The sequence below is a fragment of the Microvirga alba genome (assembly GCF_015694465.1).
Classification (GTDB): domain Bacteria; phylum Pseudomonadota; class Alphaproteobacteria; order Rhizobiales; family Beijerinckiaceae; genus Microvirga; species Microvirga alba.
Genome location: NZ_JADQDO010000011.1, coordinates 87164 through 102213 on the forward strand (window position 1 = coordinate 87164; position 15050 = coordinate 102213).

Sequence of the window (15050 nt, forward strand, 5' to 3'; positions counted from 1 at the left end):
GGTTATCATCGTCCGTCCCTCAAGAGCCGCGCCGGATTTCCGGCGACCGCACGGGCAAAGAGGCCCTGCGCCACCCCGGCCGCGGCTGTAAGCGCGAAACCAGCCTTGCCGAGATGCACAGACTCGCTCAAGGGGTCGCGTCGCTTCAACCTATCCAGAAGGGTTAGGGCAAGTCTTCGTATTGCGGCTACCTCAAGGCTAAGACGCGCATCCGCAACAAGAGTCGTCAGGTTTGCACTGTCCTGCACAAGCAGTGCGGTACGATGCCCGAGATCGGTCAAGCAAGCGCGTAGTTCCGGGCTAGCGCGTGGGGCGCCGAGCGCCTCCACGCCAACGCCGAAAGCGCTAAGCGCGTTGACCGGCAAGTAGACGCGATCGAGAGTTCGGTAGTCCTTTGCGCAATCCTGAAGGTGATCGATGATCTGCAGCGCCGCGCAGAGCGCGTCGGATGCCGGCCACGTGTCTCGCGCCTCACCGTGCACGTCGAGGACGAAACGGCCGACGGGCATTGCGGAAAGCGTGCAATAGCCCATGAGTTCGGACCAATCTCTGTACCTGGTCTTACAAACGTCGATGCGAAACGCCTCGATCAAGTCCAGGGCGTGACGAGGCGAAAGGCCGCGCTCCGCGAGCGAAATTCGCAAAGGCTCCGCCTCGGGACTGGCGGGCCGGGATCCGGTCAGCCCTCGCTCCAGCGAGTCCAGGAGCCTAAGCTTCTTGTCCCTTGCGAGGTTAGGATCGTCCGCGATGTCGTCCGCCGCACGAACGAAGCGATAGAAGGCCAGGATGGGACCACGATTTCTCGGATGAATGAGGCGCGATGCGACAGGAAAATTCTCTTCGCGATGCAATTTTCCCGGATGCGACTTGCCCGAGCAAACTCCCGATACCCTGATCATCGTTCGGTCATGCCTCTCGATGCGGCCGCCTGAAAGCGCCCCTTCCATGCGCCACCCCTTCCCCGCCAGTGCTGGAGTGCCGAGTCCAGGGTGAACAAAATATACATGGAGGCGATCACAGGGAGGGCCAGAGCCCGCACTGGATTTACCTTGTAAAATCGGAGTGTCGGTACAAACGCCCAGGTCATCAGCCCCCACGCGGCGAGGCCGAATCCACGGGCCATTCCTCCTGCGAGGACCGCGAGCAATGGTGGTGCTATATAGACCACCGCCATCGCAAGCACTGCGCCGAAGAGCGCCAACGGTGAGTAGCGAAGCTGGGCGTAGGCCGAACGGGCCACCATGCGGCGCATATCGCCTAAGGTTGGCGCCGCCCGGAGGCTATCGGCGTTCTCCGTCAGGCTGAGCCAGATCGGCCCCTGCCCCTTCAGCAAGGCGCCGAGCGCGCAGTCGTCGATCAGCGCGCCTCGGATCGCCCGAAATCCCCCGGCGCGTCGCAGCGCATCGCAATGCACAAGCATGCAGCCCCCCGCCGCTGCGGCCGTTCGGTAAGTTGGGTTGTTAACCCAGGCAAAGGGATAGAGTTTCTGGAAGAAAAAAATGAAGGCCGGAATGATCATGCGCTCGGCGAAGCTCTCACAGCGCAGTTTCACCATCAGCGAGGTCAGGACGGTCTGACGTGCGCAGGCCCCCTCGACCAACTGCCTGACTACGCTCGCATCATAGGCGATGTCGGCATCGCTGAAGAGCACGAAGTCGGGTGGCTCGGACTGCGCTTCAAGATACGCGAACCCTTGCTCCATTGCCCAGAGCTTGCCTGTCCAGGAAGGTGGCGGATCGGCGCCCTGAATGATGGTCAGGCGTTCTGCTGCACCCATCCGCACGGCTGTCTCACTGGCGACGGCAGCCGTGCCGTCGGTGCTCCGGTCATCCACGAGAACGACATCGAAGCGAGCCGGATAGTCCTGTTGCAACAGGGAGCCAACACTGGTGGCGATGAGACCGGCCTCGTCGCGGGCCGGGACCACCGCAACCACGCTGGGCCACCCATCCATGAGCACCCTCCCCTGGGATGGGATCAAAGCGTCGTCTCGGTCGACCGAACGCCAGAAATGACCCCGACCACACAGAAGGTAGAGCCACGCTGCAAGCGACGCGGCACTCACCAGGATTGCGGCGGCGTTCATCGCAGGTAACCGGAGCTACGGAACCACGCGATGGCATCGGCGAGACCTTCCCGATAGGGCCTTGTCGTGTATCCGAGTTCGTTTCGCGCCTTCGTGTCCGTGAAGAACATGCGATGGCGCGCCATGCGGAGGCCATCAAGGGTGACAAAGGGAGTGCGGCCTGTGAGGTGCGCCATGGCTTCCGCACCCAGGGCTAAAGGGTAGATCAAGCCGCGGGGCAGCTTGAGGACGGGCGGAGAGCGGTCGACCAGGGCGGCAATATCCGCCAGCATCGCCGAGAGGAGGACATTTTCGCCGCCGAGGATATAGCGCTGGCCGATCTGCCCGTTGTGCATGGCGGCGAGGTGGCCTGCTGCGACGTCATCCACGTGAACGAGGTTGAGGCCCGTATCGACGAAGCCCGGCATCCGCCCCGAGGCTGCTTCGACAATGATCCGACCGGTTGGGGTGGGTTTCACGTCCCGGGGCCCGATGGGAGTCGATGGATTGACAATGACCGCAGGCAATCCGTCGCGATCGATCATGTCCTGAACAAGGCGCTCGGCCATCACCTTGCTCCGCTTATAGGCGCCAACAGCGGCCGATTCCGACAAGGGCCGGCTTTCGTCGGCGGGTGTGCCGTCTCGGTTGATCGCGAGGGTGGCGACACTGCTGGTGTACACGACACGCTCCACCCCGGCGCGCATCGCTTCCTCCATGACGATCCTCGTGCCCTCCACATTGGTGCGGATGATGTCGTCCGGGCGACGGGCCCAGAGTCGGTAGTCCGCCGCCGCATGAACGACGTAGCTCACGCCGTGCATGACCGCTGCGATAGAGGCGCGATCGCAAATATCCCCTTGTACTATGGCGATTCCGTCCTTCGGCAAGTTCGCGCGTGGGCTTGAAGCGCGTACAAGCGCGCGAACCGGATAGCCCGCCATATAGAAGGCTTCGACCAGCGCCGAGCCAAGGAAGCCGCTCGCACCCGTGATCAGGATCGGGCCGACGACGGATGGAGGGGGGCCGAAATCGTCACCCATGACGTCCGGCACGAACAAGCAGATAGGAAACAGGAAAAACTCTGGCGAGTGTGTCTCCAGGTGAAGATCGGGGGTGATTTCCCATTCTGAGCAGCACGTGGGCTCCTCCGCTCCGGCTCAAGCCTTCAACCGTTTATGCAATCTGCCTTCCCGGCCGAGCGCCTCGAACACCTTGGCGATAATCCCGGCTGCGTCGAGACCGGCGGTTGCGTACATGCGTTCCGGCTTGTCGTGGTCGAGGAACGTGTCCGGCAGGACCATGGCGCGGACCTTCACCGTGCCGCGATCGAGCGCGCCCTTGTCCGCGAGAAGCTGCAGCACGGAAGCCCCGATCGGTGCCGCCGGAGACGAGCCGGGCGAGGTAGGACGACATGGCACCGGTCGGCGGCGCAATCGACATGTCGTTGTCGTTGAGAAGCCGGACAGCCCGCCCGCCTGCCGCAAAGTGCGGATGCGGTCGCGGCGGCCGGTGAGGATCTTGTGCGGATAGGCCTGATGCCCGACATCCCAGATCAACCGGTCGCGCGGCGTGTCGAACACATAATGCAGGGCGACCGTCAGCTCCACGACCCCAAATCCCGCACGGAGATGCCCGCCGGTCACGGAAACGGCGCTGATGATCTCGGTCCGCAACTCATCCGCCACCTGCCGCAGCTGGGTTTCGGGAAGCTGGTGAAGATCCGCTGTCGTGTGCAGAATTTTGAGGAGGGATTTCGCCATGCATTCGGCTTCCACTCACAACCGACACAAAGGATGATATTATACCTCATCGCTCTAAAACGATACGGCACCTGCCCATTACGAGGTGTGGTTCTTATGGAGAGGTCACTTTAGCTTTGGGAGGCGGCATTGATGCCCGCCCGTTGGTTTCGGTGGAGAATGCCAGTCAGGGCTTTGCCTTCCGCCATAGCTTGCAGAAGGAAATGTGGGTCGCGTGAATGGGGTGGGACGACCACAGGCTCAGCGGGAACACCGCTGACTGTCTAGCTTGAAGGTCCCGCGATGAAGAGAGGCTCGGCGCTGATGCTGCCCCATCAGCGCGATGGATCGCTTTCGGTTCAGATGAGCGGCGATTTCTCGCTTCGCATGGACAGCTGATCGATCCGACCTAGACTCAAACATACGACAGATTTGGGGATTGGCAGCCTTAGCCTGTCAAGGCCGGTCAAGCACGGCAGCAAGCCCACCGATGGGAAGGCAAAGGCCTTGTACGAAAGATCAACCGGGATCAGCTTTGTCGTTGGTATCTTGGTCTCTGTTGCGGCGGTCGTCTCCCTGCGCACGGCGGGTGCGCACTGATGTCCGGTGCGAGCAGAGTTATCGTCACCGCGGACGATTTCGGAATGTCGCTCGCGGTCAACGAGGCCGTCGAGTTGGCGCATCGAAACGGTATTCTCACATGCGCAAGTCTCATGGTGACGGGGGACGCGGCCGACGATGCGGTCAGAAGGGCTCGGCGGATGCCGGGGCTCGGAGTGGGTTTGCATCTGACATTGATTGGTGGCCCGTCCGCGCTTGGTCGCTCCGATATCCCCGATCTGCTAGCCCCGCGTGCGCGACAGGTCCTGCATAGTGCCCCCTGGCGGGTTGGCACCCGGATCGCTTTTTCGCGTCGTGTTCAAGGGCAAGTGCGTGCTGAGATCAGTGCGCAACTTGATCTGTTCCGGAAATCGGGGCTCGTCCTCGACCACGTTGATGGGCACTGGCACTTCCATCAGCACCCTTCGATTCTCCACATCCTCACCCAAGAAATGGCGGTAGCGTCGGCGCGGGTCCCCATCCGGGTCCCTCATGAACCGGTTTTGTCATCGTGGCGCGCGGCCGGGCGGCGCCGTTTCGGGGAGAGACTGCTGAGAGCTGCCGCCCATCGCGGGCTCACCAAGCACATGAAGCGGCACCTGCGACAATCCAATCTCGCATTCAATGACTGGTTCTTTGGCCTCTATGACGCAGGCGCGATGGACCGGTCGTGCCTTTTGGGCATCGCGACCAATCTTCCGTCTGGGGTGACCGAGATTGGAATGCATCCAGCGGTCAGCGGATCGCCGGTGTCTCCGTTTGCCCCGCCTGCATTCTGGCGCCCTGGCGATGAACTTGCGGCCTTGACTGATTCCGAAGTGGTCGCGGCCTTTAGGGACAGGATGGACACGTACCTCATTCGCTTCCAGGATTTGTCCGAAGGAGCCGGCTCATGAGGAAGTCCCGGCTCTCGATCCTATTCCCCCTCCTCGGCGCGATCGCTTTTCTGTGCCTGATCGCTTGGGCAGGGCTGGGTCAGATCTGGAGAGCGCTCGATCAAGTCGGGTGGCCCGGCTTCGCCTTGATTTGCCTGCTCCAGACTCTTGCGATGGGCCTTTGTGCCACCGCATGGTGGTTGTTGACCGTTCGAATGAGCTATGGCGCGTGTTTCGCCGCACGGATCGTGCGGGACGGCACCACGAGCCTCGCCAGTATCGTGCCAGGCCTCGGTGAGGCCGTCGGCACGCGCATTCTCATTCTCTTCGGCATGAACGGCTTTGCGGCAGGAGCAAGTATACTTCTGGATATCGCGGCGGAGACGCTGGCCTTGGCGCTTTACATCAGCATCGGCCTGGTTCTGCTGTCATACTATGTCGGTTGGGGCGAAATGGTGCGTTGGGCTGGCATGGCAGCCGTGGGCATCGTTCCGATTCTGATCCTATATTGGGCTGTCCGCCACCGCAGTGCGCGTCGACTTGTCTATTGGGTTGGAGACCGTTTCGCGATCTTGCTTGGCCTTGGTGGCGTGGCTGTTCCGGCGGGTCTCGCGGCGGCGCTTCGGGAGCTTCATGGCCGGCGCTGGGCGATGTGCGCCTCCGTTGCCGTCCATCTCATGGCATGGGTTGCAAGTGCTTTTCAGATCTGGGTCATCGCGCACGAACTCGATCGGCCGCTAGGTCTTGGAGCTGCGCTGCTGATCGACAGCCTCGTTCATGCGGCGCGGGGAGCTTTTTACCTTGTGCCATGGGGCACAGGTATCCAAGAGGGAGCCTTCATTCTGGTTGGCGCGGCCGTCGGCCTCGATGCCCCAAGCGCGCTTGCCATGTCGTTGATCTTCAGGGTCCGGGACTTGGTTCTCGGCGGACCGGCGGCCCTGCTATGGGGGCTATTGGAATGGAGGCGTGCACGCCTCCATGTCCCTGCCACTGAGGCTGGTGAACCGGGTTTGGCCAACCAGGGGGGAGAACGATCGCGACGCTGAAGCGGAGTGATCTGCCTGAATTCCTACGGGGCGAACACGAACGAGTATGAGAGGCTTGCACCGACGAGAAATTGATCGGCAGAACCGAGACGCCGGGTGATAGGACTGTCGGCAGCATCACCGATGAGACGCCGATAGCCGGCATAGACAGTCGTCGTCCATTGCTCCGACCACGCATATGATGCCGAAGCAAGGACGCCAGCGGACGTGACACCGCCTTTTGCCTTGAAAGGCGTGACGAGACCGTTCAGCGACGCCTCAAACGGGGTTACAGAGAAGTAAGCCCGCGCGAAATTGGAATCTCCAAACGACACGCGCGGTCCAATAGAGAAGGTATAAAGGCCCTCTCGCCGCACGAGGTCGACTTCTAAATCTCCGACGAACCCATCGTATCCATTGACGCCGTAGCGAACCTCAGCACGGGCCCGCAGCCAGTTTGCGGGCCAATATTCAGCGAACAGGCCCGGTTCAATAGACCAATTGACTTTCCGCAGGCCGAAAAGCTGCCGCTCCGACCCATAGTACCGGCCGCCTTCGAACCTGACCACGGGGCCAGCGCGGAAATTAGGCCAGTCCAGAACAGCGAAATCGATGCCATCGTCAGGGGCGCTCCAGCGGGCAGGCTCGCCGACACGACGGTAGTCGATCGACGGGTATCCGAACACGGAGAACTTATCTGAGCCAGGGTATCTCGGTCCGACTTCGCCGTAGCCTGTGAGCGTGATGATCCAGCCGGTTGGGTTGACCGGGGTGCTCTGAGCGGGGACCGTCTTGATGTCCGCAGCGAAAGCCGGCGAAGCTACGCCCGCTGCAAGAGAACAAATGATCAGGCGCACCTTAGAGTGCATAATTGGCCCCCTTAGCCAGCCCACGAATTGGGCCAAGAATGATAACACATTTTACGGAATTGTATCAGGCTATAAGGAATTATATCTGATCTGTTGGAAAATTCCGTTGGGTCAAACGGGCCCCTGGTATCGTGGGCTCATTCGGCGAGGATTTCGAATTGCTCTGCCAATTGGGATCAAAGGCAAATTTCGCCTGGCGTCTGCGCATCATATGAACCGTCTCGATCATCGAGGAGGCTCGGCGCAGAGAGCTGGTCCCAGCGCCGGATCTCTTCATGGATAGCGCTGGGAATTACTATCTCGTCCGGCCGCGCGAGCGAGGGGCGTACCCCGCCTCTCGCCGCATCGCAACTGGCTGCGGGAGAGGCCGGACGTTCTCGAACCGCCATCAGCTCATCCAGCGGCGATCCCCCACACGCGACCCAAAACCGTGCGCGAACAGCAGGAGTGCGTCGATGATTGGCTGGTCGCTCGTGCTCTTTACCGCAAACAGCGGATACGAAACGCTGATTGCGACCGCCATTCCTTGCGCATCCTCGAACGCGACGGACACGGACTTGACGCCTTCGAAGAGCTCCTGACTCGAGACCGCGTAGCGACGAAGGCGCGTGATGGAGAGCTCCGATAGCAAATCATCGATGGAGCCGACTGTCTGCTTCGTCACCGGATTGAGCGATGGCGCGAATGCCTCGCGCACCTCACCGTCGGATTTCAACGCGAGAAGCGCCTTCCCCATGGCCGCAGCATGCGCAGGCAGCCGGTGGCCCGGCTCGACCGAAAACTGGATGGGCTGCGAGCCGCGCGCCGTCTTTAGCACCACGACCTCATTTCCAGAAAGCACGCCCAGCCAGGCCGTATGTTCGGTTTGCCTCGCGAGGTCTTCGATATCTTTTTGTGCCTGCTCGACAATATCGAAATGTCGGTGGAAGCCGCCCGCCAGCTGCACGGCAAGAATGCCCGCCCGATAGCGTTGGGTCACTGGGTCCTGCTCCAGGAGGCCGCCTCGTGCCAGGGACGCAAGCAGTCGCGATGCGCTGCTGCGGGTCACCTTCAGGTGGCGACTCGTATCTCCCACCCGGATCTCCCCGCCGGAACTCACCATGAGTTTCAGTGCCTCTACGGCCTTATCGATCGATTTCATAAACCCTCTCGATCCCGCTTGACGGACGGGAAATTAGCAGCTTACTCTAATAAACAACATGTTGCATAATAAGCAACACTTTAATGCAACACAATGAGGAAAAAGAGACGATGCGCGGGACCGCTGGTAAAATTCTGTACGAAACTCTCAAAAGCTACGGCGTGACCTGCCTCTTCGGGATGGAAGACCCCATTCACGTGTTTCATGCGGTCGATCGCGGTTTCACCCGCATCGTCACGGCGCGCGACGAGAAACATGCTGCGATCATGGCGCACGGTTACGCGCAGGCCACCGGCCGTCCCGGCGTTTGCGCCTCGACATTCGGCCCTGGCGCCACCAACCTGATTACCGGACTTCTGGAGGCACAGCGTTCCTCCGTTCCGGTTATCGCGCTCGTTCAGGACCACCCGCTGCGCCTCAAGAACAAGAACGCGAGCAGCGAATTGGACCACGCGGTCGCTCTTGCTCCTTACGTTAAAGACGTCACTCGAATCGATGCGCCCGAGCAGGCGGCCGACGCTGTCCGCAAAGCGTTCAGGATCGCCACCACGGGGCGTCCTGGTCCCGTCGTGCTCTTGTGCCCCAGCGATGTCATGGCAGCGGAAACGGATGGGGAGCCGTGGGCGGATCCGGCCTATGTGCATTTTCCTGCCAACCGCATGCGCGCCAGCCGGGAGTCGATCGCAGCGGCGGTCGATCATCTCACAGCAGCCGAGCGGCCGCTGATCATTGCGGGCGGTGGCTGCATCATCTCGGGAGCGGAGCGGGAGCTCAGAACGCTCGCGGAATTGCTCGACATTCCCGTCGCAACCACGATGACCGGGCGCGGAGCAATTCCGGATGATCACGAACTCGCAGTCGGGCCACTCGGGTCGACCACAGGCGGGCGCTATGGCCGAGGGCAGATCTCAAACGCCCTCTTCAGCGAAGCGGATGTGGTGTTCGTGCTCGGGTCGCGCACCGGTCAGATTTGCTACAGCGACTGGTCGTTGCCTAAACGCGAAACAACGCTCATTCATCTGGACATCGATCCGACCGAAATCGGTCGTAACTTTGCAACCGAAGTGCCGATGGTCGGCGACGTACGGGACACATTGCGGGACCTCATCGCCGTCTGCATCGATTCAGGACTCGCAAGTAAGAATCCGGCGGCGCGAGCCCGCGTGGCAGAATTGAAGGATCGTTGGCAGGCCGAATTTGAGCCCATGGCGCAATCGGCGCAAACCCCGATTCGACCTGAACGCCTGCTCTCTGAAATCTCAGCTTTGGTAGATGACTCGACCCTAATCGTGACCGATGCGAGCTACATCACCGGCTGGGCGATGAGTCACATCGACGTGCCGGGGACGGGACGGTTTATTCTCTCACCTCGGGGAACTGGCGGCATTGGTTGGAGTCTTCCAGCCGCCATCGGTGCCAAGATGGCGGACCCGTCACGCAAAGTGATCTGCCTCACCGGTGATGGCGCGTTCGGCTACGTCTTCAACGAACTGGAAACCGCGGCTCGCTATGGCGTCGAGGTGCTCGTTGTCGTCTTCAACAATGGCACGCTCGGCTTCCAACGACACTGGGAGCAGAAAGTTATGGGTCGCTATCTGGAATGCGATTTCCTGGACATCGATTACGCGGAAGTTGGCCGCGCTCTGAAATGCCGCGGCGAACGCGTTGCGGATCCAGAGGCCATCGGAGCTGCGCTCAAGCGCGGCTTGTCAGCGGGCGGACCTTACGTGATCGATGTGGTCATCGATCCGGACGCGACCGCGCCGATCGTCGGTTTCGAGCGCATACTGGAAAGTGACATGGTGCACTGAACAGTTGAGCCGATTGCCTGAACTAGCCGTGACTATGACACAAAAAGCAGAGGGGATTATCATGCTAGGAATCTTCAAGAAGGCATTGGTCGCAACCGCAAGCATCGCGGTGGTGGCTCTCTCGACGAGCGCGTGGGCGGGGCCCACACTCGACCGCATTATGTCGGAGAAGAAACTGGTCGTCGGCGTCGCGCCCTGGAACAAGTTCGTTCTTCTGAACCCGAAGACGAATCAGTACGAAGGTCTCATCGTCGACGACATCCGGAATCTTGAGGCTATGACCGGGATCAAGGTTGAGCTCGTCAACACCACATGGAGTGGTCTTGTGGCCGGGCTTCAGGCCGGGAAGTGGGACGTTATCATGAGCGGTCTGGGAGCAACACCGGAGCGCGCAACCGCCGTGGCATTCGGTGAAGCCTTCGGATATCTCTCGTCGACGGCCATGGTCCGCGCCGATAGCCCGGTGCGCTCGCTCGCCGACCTGGACAAAGACGGTAATACTGTCTCCGTGGTCTCCGGGACGGCAGCTCACCAGTTTGCCCAGCGCACATTCAAGAAAGCGAAGGTGAGCTCGCTCTCCGACACGGGCGCCGCGGTACTTGAAGTCATGCAGGGTCGCGCAACGGCCTACGTAGGCGACTCGGTTTCCAATGAGCTTCGCGCCCAGGAGAGACCCACCGAGCTGCGCAACGTCAAGTTCGCAAGCAACGAAACCGAGTGGACCAGCATGAACCATGCTGTCCGCTACAGCGATCTCGACCTCCTGACATTCCTCGACACGTATATCCGTTCGATGAAGCTCCGAGGATGGTACCGGACACTCGCGGACAAATGGAACCTGCCGCCTGAACTCGCCACCGGTCCGCATTAATTGATTAGAATGGTTGCGGATCGTGAGATTCGATCCGCAACCCTTATCGGCTTATCGAGACCTGCTCCGGATATATTCTTCGAGTGAATTCATGAACTATACGTTCCAGTTCGGCGTTCTCGCTGACTACGGCCCGTACCTTGCAGGCGGCCTGTGGTACGCATGGTGGACAAGCTTTCCCAGCATCATTTTCACCACGATCCTCGGCGTTCTGCTCGCCGCCATGAGCATGTCGCAGCGGTGGCTGCTACGTGGCGTCTCCGTTGTTTTCGTGGACCTGTTCCGAACCTTGCCCGTTGTGGTCCTCCTGATTTGGATCCACTACGTCATGCCGATTCTCACCGGCTTTTCCTTTTCGCCCACCGTGAGTTCAGTGATCGCTCTGTCGCTGAATGGCGCGGCGCTTGCCTGCGAGGCGTTCCGCGGCGGCCTTGAAGCTATTCCATCGACGCAGGCTCAGGCTGCCCAATCGCTTGGGTTCTCTCGCTGGCAGGTCATGCGCTATATCACTCTGCCGCAAGCGTTCTTCGCCACCCTCCCCTCTCTCACCAATGTCCATATCACCGTCATCAAGAACGTGACGGTAACAGTTCTGATCGCCGTTCCGGAGGTAATGTTCAGGGCGCAAGAGCTGACCGTTCAATTCTTCCGGCCTCTGGAGTTCTACACGGGCGCGGCCTTCCTCTATGTCGGCCTCATCTGGGGCTACGCTTTGATCATGCGGACGCTGGAAAGGCTTCAAAAATGGCAACCAATCTGATGCCCGTAGCAAAGGCCGATGCGGACCCGGTGCTCATTCGCATCCGGGACGTCCACAAATCCTATGGTGCCGTCAATGTGTTGAACGGGATCAGCATCGACGTCGCAAAAGGCGAAGTGCTGGTTCTGTGCGGTCCCAGCGGTTGCGGCAAGAGCACCCTGCTGCGATGCATCAACGGGCTCGAGACAATTCGCAGTGGCTCCATTGCGGTGGATGGCCGCCAGGTGGAAGGCGCGACGCCCGATCTGTTGCAGCAGATCCGTCTCTCGACCGGTTTCGTCTTTCAGAACTTCAACCTGTTCCCACACATGACGACGATCGAGAACATCACGATCGCTCCGACGAAGATCAAGGGCTTGTCAAAGCGGGAGGCAAATGAGGAGGCGCGCAGGCTGCTCGAGCAGGTCGGCATGGCTGACAAGGCGCAAAGTTATCCCTTTGAGCTCTCCGGCGGACAGCGGCAGCGCGTGGCGATCGCGCGCGCTTTGGCCATGAAGCCTTCGTTGATGCTCTTCGACGAACCGACTTCGGCGCTGGATCCCGAGATGCGCGAAGAGGTGTTGCACGTAATAAGGCGCGTCCATCAGGAGCATAATATGACGATGATCGTCGTCACCCACGAGATCGGCTTCGCAAAAAGCGTAGCAAGCCGCGCCATGCTCCTCGATAAGGGGCAGATCGTTGAAGAAGCGCCAGCCCGCGAATTCTTCGAGCACCCCGTGGAAGAGCGGACGCGTAAATTCCTGCGCGCGATCATGAACGATTGAGGCGCGCTCCGCCGTCAAGCATCGATAGTTCTCGACATACTCCCCGAAGGTAGACCCTATGATTTTCCCCAACTACATTGCAGGGGAGTGGCTTGTCGCGAGCGATGTCCTCGCCAATATCAACCCATCGGATACTGGCGACGTTATCGGCATTTTCGCCCGCGCGGGCGTTGCGGAGGCGGAACGTGCGATCGCTGCCGCCCATGATGCCTTCCCCGCATGGTCGCGCTCTTCGATTCAGCTGCGCCACGACATTCTCAAGGCGATAGGCGATGAGATCCTCGCCCGGAAAGAGGAACTCGGAACCCTGCTTTCCCGCGAAGAGGGCAAGACCTTGTCGGAGGGTATCGGCGAAGTGTCCCGCGCTGGCCAGATCTTTCAGTTTTTCGCCGGCGAATGTTTGCGGATCACGGGTGACAGGCTGGATTCTGCGCGGCCGGGTGTCGAAGTGGACATCACCCGCGAGCCGGTCGGCGTCGTGGGCTTGATTACGCCCTGGAATTTTCCGATTGCGATCCCAGCATGGAAGATCGCCCCAGCACTCGCCTACGGCAACTGCGTGGTCTTCAAGCCGGCCGATCTGGTTCCGGCATCCGCTCATGCGCTCGCGGAAATCATCGTGCGGGCCGGTATCCCTTCCGGCGTTTTCAACCTGGTGATGGGACCGGGCTCAATTGTCGGCGAGGCGATGTTGCGAAGCCGGAAGGTATCAGCCATCTCGTTTACCGGGTCGGTCGCAACAGGCCGCAAGGTCGCGCAGGCTTGTATCCAATCCGATCCCATGAAAAAGATGCAGCTGGAGATGGGCGGGAAGAATCCGCTCGTGATCCTCGACGATGCCGACCTCAACGTCGCTGTGGAATGCGCGGTCAACGGCGCGTTCTTTGCAACCGGACAGCGCTGCACGGCCTCCTCGCGCCTCATCGCCACCGATCAGATCCATGACCGCTTCGTAACGGCTCTGACGGAGCGCATGAAGGGGCTTGTGGTCGACAACGCTCTCAAAGCTGGAACTCATATCGGCCCCGTCGTGGATCAGAACCAGCTCGAGCAAGATCTGAAATACATCCGCCTCGGCCGGGAGGAAGGCGGCAAGCTCATCACCGGCGGCGAACGTGTCACGCGCGAGACACCGGGATTTTATCTCCTGCCGACTCTCTTCACGGAGGTCGACAGCACCATGCGGATTGCGCGAGAGGAGATCTTCGGCCCGGTCGCGACCGTTACTCGGGTTCGAGACTATGAGGCTGCTCTGGAGGCCGCCAACGATACCGAATTCGGCCTGTCATCCGGCATCTGCACCACCAGCCTGAAATATGCGAGTCACTTCAAACGTAACGCCGAAGCCGGCACAGTAATGGTCAACCTCCCGACGGCCGGAACCGACTATCACGCACCCTTCGGTGGGCGGAAAGGCTCGTCCTATGGGTCGCGCGAGCAAGGACGATACGCGCAGGAATTCTACACGACGGTCAAGACAGCCTACACCTACCCAGGATAGCGGGAAGGGACGCTGACACGACGCGCCGCCCAATCAAGGAACCACCCGTGACCCTCGACTCATCCTGGCTCACCGTGAAACGCGGCGATGCCCCCCTGATCATCAGTCTCCCCCATACCGGTGTTGAGATCCCGGTTCCTTATGAGCGCGGGCTTGTCTCGCCGTGGCGGGCGCGCCGAGACACGGATTGGTGGATCGATCTGCTCTACGACTTCGCGACGGAGCTGGACGCCACGATCATTCATACGGCGATCTCGCGCACAGTCATCGATGTGAACCGCGATCCCTCAGGTGCCTCGCTCTATCCCGGCCAACCGACGACGGATCTCTGTCCGACGACAACCTTCGACGGCGAGCCATTATATCACTCGGGCGCAGAGCCAACAGCTGAGAGCATCGGCGAGCGGCGCGCCAGATTCCTGGAGCCTTATCACGAGGCCATCGCTCATGAGTCCCGTCGTCTACGAGCAATGCATCCCAAAATCGTCGTCTACGATTGCCATTCGATTCGTTCCAGAATTCCGCGCCTGTTCGAGGGATTGCTGCCGAATTTCAACATCGGCACCAACAACGGCACAACTTGCGATCCCGCTTTATCGACCGCCGTGGCGGACGTTTGCTCCGCATCTGGTTTCAGCTTTGTCGTGAACGGGCGCTTCAAGGGCGGCTACATCACCCGCCATTTCGGAGACCCGAAAAGTGGCATCAACGCCGTCCAGATGGAGCTCGCTTGTCGCGGCTATCTAACCGAACCATCGGAGAAGGTTTCGGAAGACAATTGGCCGCCTGCATATGACGACCAGATTTCCGCTCCCATTCGGGAAACGCTCCGGCGGATCCTCGAAACCTGTTTGAGCTTCGCCCGAAACCAGCGCTCGTGATTTCCAACGTTCCTCAAAAGGAGACTTTCATTGTCCGCACGCGATCAAGCCGCCCTGAAATCCGTCGCCGCCGCCTCCGTTGCCGACGAGGCGCGCGCCCTCCTCAAGCGCCTTGGCGTTCCGGACAGCGCGTTTGCTCCGG

At 60.6% G+C, this 15050-nt stretch carries 13 protein-coding genes and 1 pseudogene; 8 read left to right on the plus strand and 6 right to left on the minus strand.

Annotated elements, in window-relative coordinates:
• Positions 1–5: 5 nt before the first annotated feature.
• The 4 genes and pseudogenes from hpnC to I2H38_RS18195 all read right to left on the minus strand — a co-directional run.
• Entirely contained in the window at positions 6–899 is an 894-nt protein-coding gene (gene hpnC / locus I2H38_RS18180; RefSeq protein ID WP_196273294.1) for a squalene synthase HpnC, read from the minus strand.
• Positions 896–2086 carry a glycosyltransferase gene (locus I2H38_RS18185; RefSeq protein WP_196273295.1) on the minus strand — a complete coding sequence of 397 codons (1191 nt, stop codon included), beginning with the start codon at positions 2084–2086 and terminating at the stop codon, positions 896–898. Before I2H38_RS18185 ends, hpnC begins: the two co-directional genes overlap by 4 nt.
• A complete protein-coding gene (gene hpnA / locus I2H38_RS18190) occupies positions 2083–3108 on the minus strand; it encodes a hopanoid-associated sugar epimerase (protein WP_196273296.1) in 1026 nt (341 codons plus the stop codon). Before hpnA ends, I2H38_RS18185 begins: the two co-directional genes overlap by 4 nt.
• Positions 3109–3412: 304 nt before the next feature.
• Positions 3413–3828: pseudogene (locus I2H38_RS18195) on the minus strand (1-deoxy-D-xylulose-5-phosphate synthase N-terminal domain-containing protein); the annotation flags it as partial.
• A 578-nt stretch (positions 3829–4406) separates the two neighbouring features.
• Here I2H38_RS18195 and hpnK point away from each other — a divergent pair.
• Positions 4407–5303: a hopanoid biosynthesis-associated protein HpnK gene (gene hpnK / locus I2H38_RS18200; RefSeq protein WP_196273297.1), complete on the plus strand. Its 897-nt coding sequence runs from the start codon at positions 4407–4409 to the stop codon at positions 5301–5303.
• A complete protein-coding gene (locus tag I2H38_RS18205) occupies positions 5300–6328 on the plus strand; it encodes a lysylphosphatidylglycerol synthase domain-containing protein (RefSeq protein ID WP_196273298.1) in 1029 nt (342 codons plus the stop codon). Before hpnK ends, I2H38_RS18205 begins: the two co-directional genes overlap by 4 nt.
• Before the next feature lie 23 nt (positions 6329–6351).
• On the opposite strand, the gene I2H38_RS18210 is transcribed toward I2H38_RS18205, so the two are convergent.
• Together I2H38_RS18210 and I2H38_RS18215 are read right to left on the minus strand one after the other, a co-directional pair.
• Positions 6352–7176, minus strand: coding sequence for a MipA/OmpV family protein (locus I2H38_RS18210; protein ID WP_196273299.1), 825 nt, complete (start codon positions 7174–7176; stop codon positions 6352–6354).
• A gap of 388 nt (positions 7177–7564) precedes the next feature.
• Positions 7565–8317 (minus strand): IclR family transcriptional regulator, encoded by a 753-nt coding sequence (locus I2H38_RS18215; protein ID WP_196273300.1) that lies wholly within the window; start codon positions 8315–8317, stop codon positions 7565–7567.
• 110 nt (positions 8318–8427) lie between these two features.
• Here I2H38_RS18215 and I2H38_RS18220 point away from each other — a divergent pair, with 110 nt between their 5' ends.
• From I2H38_RS18220 to hutG, 6 genes are all read left to right on the plus strand, one after another.
• On the plus strand, positions 8428–10128 hold the full coding sequence (locus I2H38_RS18220) for a thiamine pyrophosphate-binding protein (protein WP_196273301.1): 1701 nt from the start codon (positions 8428–8430) through the stop codon (positions 10126–10128).
• A 61-nt stretch (positions 10129–10189) separates the two neighbouring features.
• A complete protein-coding gene (locus I2H38_RS18225; protein ID WP_196273302.1) occupies positions 10190–10999 on the plus strand; it encodes a transporter substrate-binding domain-containing protein in 810 nt (269 codons plus the stop codon).
• A gap of 91 nt (positions 11000–11090) precedes the next feature.
• Positions 11091–11759: an amino acid ABC transporter permease gene (locus tag I2H38_RS18230; RefSeq protein ID WP_196273303.1), complete on the plus strand. Its 669-nt coding sequence runs from the start codon at positions 11091–11093 to the stop codon at positions 11757–11759.
• The gene (locus tag I2H38_RS18235; protein ID WP_324617433.1) at positions 11744–12526 is read left to right on the plus strand and encodes an amino acid ABC transporter ATP-binding protein; all 783 of its coding nucleotides are present in this window, start codon (positions 11744–11746) and stop codon (positions 12524–12526) included. Before I2H38_RS18230 ends, I2H38_RS18235 begins: the two co-directional genes overlap by 16 nt.
• Positions 12527–12584: 58 nt before the next feature.
• Positions 12585–14027, plus strand: a complete 1443-nt coding sequence (locus tag I2H38_RS18240; RefSeq protein ID WP_196273304.1) for an aldehyde dehydrogenase family protein — start codon at positions 12585–12587, stop codon at positions 14025–14027.
• A gap of 47 nt (positions 14028–14074) precedes the next feature.
• Positions 14075–14908 carry an N-formylglutamate deformylase gene (hutG, locus tag I2H38_RS18245; RefSeq protein ID WP_196273305.1) on the plus strand — a complete coding sequence of 278 codons (834 nt, stop codon included), beginning with the start codon at positions 14075–14077 and terminating at the stop codon, positions 14906–14908.
• Positions 14909–15050: the final 142 nt, after the last annotated feature.

Coding starts and splice junctions, on each gene's coding strand:
- hpnC (WP_196273294.1), bottom strand. CDS start 899: ATGATCAGGGTATCGGGAGTTTGCTCGGGCAAGTCGCATCCGGGAAAA.
- I2H38_RS18185 (WP_196273295.1), bottom strand. CDS start 2,086: ATGAACGCCGCCGCAATCCTGGTGAGTGCCGCGTCGCTTGCAGCGTGG.
- hpnA (WP_196273296.1), bottom strand. CDS start 3,108: ATGGGTGACGATTTCGGCCCCCCTCCATCCGTCGTCGGCCCGATCCTG.
- hpnK (WP_196273297.1), top strand. CDS start 4,407: ATGTCCGGTGCGAGCAGAGTTATCGTCACCGCGGACGATTTCGGAATG.
- I2H38_RS18205 (WP_196273298.1), top strand. CDS start 5,300: ATGAGGAAGTCCCGGCTCTCGATCCTATTCCCCCTCCTCGGCGCGATC.
- I2H38_RS18210 (WP_196273299.1), bottom strand. CDS start 7,176: ATGCACTCTAAGGTGCGCCTGATCATTTGTTCTCTTGCAGCGGGCGTA.
- I2H38_RS18215 (WP_196273300.1), bottom strand. CDS start 8,317: ATGAAATCGATCGATAAGGCCGTAGAGGCACTGAAACTCATGGTGAGT.
- I2H38_RS18220 (WP_196273301.1), top strand. CDS start 8,428: ATGCGCGGGACCGCTGGTAAAATTCTGTACGAAACTCTCAAAAGCTAC.
- I2H38_RS18225 (WP_196273302.1), top strand. CDS start 10,190: ATGCTAGGAATCTTCAAGAAGGCATTGGTCGCAACCGCAAGCATCGCG.
- I2H38_RS18230 (WP_196273303.1), top strand. CDS start 11,091: ATGAACTATACGTTCCAGTTCGGCGTTCTCGCTGACTACGGCCCGTAC.
- I2H38_RS18235 (WP_324617433.1), top strand. CDS start 11,744: ATGGCAACCAATCTGATGCCCGTAGCAAAGGCCGATGCGGACCCGGTG.
- I2H38_RS18240 (WP_196273304.1), top strand. CDS start 12,585: ATGATTTTCCCCAACTACATTGCAGGGGAGTGGCTTGTCGCGAGCGAT.